1 protein-coding gene is annotated in these 2,606 nt (G+C 72.1%); it reads left to right on the top strand.

Annotated elements, in window-relative coordinates; genetic code table 11:
- The first annotated feature begins 160 nt into the window (after window positions 1–160).
- Window positions 161–2,458, top strand: coding sequence for an FtsX-like permease family protein (locus ACWGIG_RS38365; protein ID WP_453326358.1), 2,298 nt, complete (start codon window positions 161–163; stop codon window positions 2,456–2,458).
- Window positions 2,459–2,606 lie beyond the last annotated feature (148 nt).

Consider the following 2,606-nt stretch of genomic DNA (forward strand, 5'->3'; position numbering starts at 1 on the left):
TCAACGGCGAACGCGTCATGGAACTGCTCACCGACGCCGCCCGCTCCACCCACGCCGCCGTCGTCCTCGTCACCCACGAAGCACGCGTCGCCGCCCACTCCGACCGCGAAGTCGTCGTACGCGACGGAAAGTCCCGGAACCTGACCGTGGAGACCTCGATATGAGCGCGCTGGAAGATCTCCGCCTGGGCGCCAAGTTCGCCGTCAGCGGCGGACGCGAAGGCTGGACACGGACGACCCTGACCGCCGTCGGCGTCGCACTCGGCGTCGCACTGCTCCTCCTCACCACCGCCCTGCCCCACGCGCTGTCCAGCCGTGCGGAACGCGACTTCGCCCGGGGCAGCTTCGGCCAGAGCGCCGTCAAGCCCGGCCCCGACACCCTCCAGATGGGCATGATCGTCCCCGGCCAGTACCGCGATCTGTCGCTGCGCGGCCGGCTGCTGCACCCCGAGGGTCCCGAGGCCCCGCTGCCGCCCGGCCTGACCGCGTTCCCGGCACCCGGCGAACTGGCGGTCTCCCCCGCCCTGAAATCCCTGCTCGCCTCCGCCGAGGGCGAGGTGCTCCGGGGCCGGCTGTCCGGTCGTGTCACCGCCGTCATCGCCGACGAGGGGCTGCTCGGCCCGCACGAACTCGCCTACTACCAGGGCAGCGGCCCCCTCATCGGCGACCCGCCGCACGTCAAGCGCATCACGGGCTTCGAGGGAGCCGCAGAGCCCGCCACCGACTCCCTCCTCCTCCTTCTCGTCCTCGTCGGGTTCGTCATCCTGCTCATCCCGATCGCCGTACTGATCGCCGCCGCCGTGCGGTTCGGCGGGGACCGGCGCGACCGCAGGCTGGCCGCGCTGCGGCTGGTGGGCGCCGACATCGCGATGGTCCGGCGCATCGCGGCCGGTGAGGCCCTCGCGGGTTCGCTCGCCGGGCTGGTCCTGGGTACCGGTCTGTTCTTCGCGGCACGTCTCCTGGCCCGGCTGGTCACTCTGGAACGTTTCAGCGTCTTCCCCGCCGACCTGGTGCCGGCGCCGTGGGCCGTGGCACTGCTCGTGGTCGCCGTGCCCGCCTCGGCGGTCGGGGTGACCCTCCTCGCCCTGCACGGCGTGGTCATCGAGCCGCTCGGCGTGGTCCGTTCCGCGAAGCCGGTACGCCGCCGTATGTGGTGGCGTGCCCTTCTCCCGGTGGCCGGACTCGCCCTGCTCCTGCTCCAGCACGTGCGGACCGACCAGAGCATGAACACCCCGGTGATCGCCGCCGGTACGGCACTTCTCCTCATCGGTGTCACCGCCCTGCTGCCCTGGCTGGTGGAAGCCCTGGTCTCGCGGCTTTCCGGCGGCCCGGTCTCCTGGCAGCTGGCCGTCCGCCGCCTCCAGCTCAGCAGCGGCACCGCGGCCCGTACGGTCAACGGGATCGCCGTCGCCGTGGCCGGGGCCATCGCCCTCCAGATGCTGCTGGGCGGGCTTGCCCGCCAGTACACCGAAGACACCACGATGGACACCTCACGGGCGTCCATGCAGCTGGACATCGGCCGGCGCAGCCCCGCGATGGCCCAGGCGGACGCTCTCGAAGGGCGCATCAAGGCCATCCCCGGCGTCGACCGGGTCGTCTCCTTCTCCTCCGTGGACTTCGATGCCGGGCCGAAGGCGTCCACGGGATCCATCACGGCCACCGTCGGCACCTGCGCGGCGCTGCGCGAGATCGCCATGCTGTCCGCCTGCAAGGACGGCGACACGTTCATGACCAGCGACGCCGCCGCCCGGGGCTTCCGCCCCGCCCCCGGCCAGAAGCTCCACGTCAGCAACGCGGGCGCCGGGCGGGCCCCGACCTGGACGCTGCCCCGGAAAATCACCACCGTCGCCGCGGACGTCGACCCGAACGGCTCCCCGCGCAGCGGCATCCTCGTCACCCCGGGGGCGCTGCCGGGCACGGCCCGGACGGACGCCTACTCCCACACCCTCTTCATCAAGGCGGACCCGTCCGCCCCCGACGTCGCCGACCTCGTCCTCAACGCGGCCTCGGCGGCCGATCCCCTCATCTCGGCGACCAGCTTCGTGGCACAGAAGACCGACCAGAAGTACACGCAGATCCAGCGGGGCCTGTACGCGGGGGCGATCCTCGTACTCCTCCTGATCGGCGCGGGCCTCCTCGTCTCCCAGCTCGAACAGCTCCGCGAACGCAAGAAGCTCCTGGCCGCCCTGGTCGCCTTCGGCACCCGCCGCTCCACCCTGGGCTGGTCCGTCCTGTGGCAGACGGTGGTCCCCATCGCCCTGGGCCTCGCCCTCGCCACCGTCATCGGCATCGCCCTGGGTCTGGTCCTGCTGAGCATGACGCCGACGCCCCTCGCGGTCGACTGGCCCAAAATCGCGGCGATGACCGGGCTCTCCGCAGCAGTGGCCCTTCTGGTCACGGCCCTGTCCATGCCGCTCCTCCTCCGCCTGATGCGCCCCAGCGGCCTCCGCACCGAGTAACCCGGTGCAACCCTGCGGGGGGAGAGAGATCAGTCGGGAAAGCGGGCCCCGCAGGCGATGACGTACCTGGTCAGGGGCGCTTTCTCAGAAGTGGTACGGCCCTCCGCCCCCTTGCGGGGGCGGAGGCAGGAGACGAGCCGGCCTGTAC

The sequence above is a fragment of the Streptomyces sp. NPDC054863 genome (assembly GCF_053610825.1).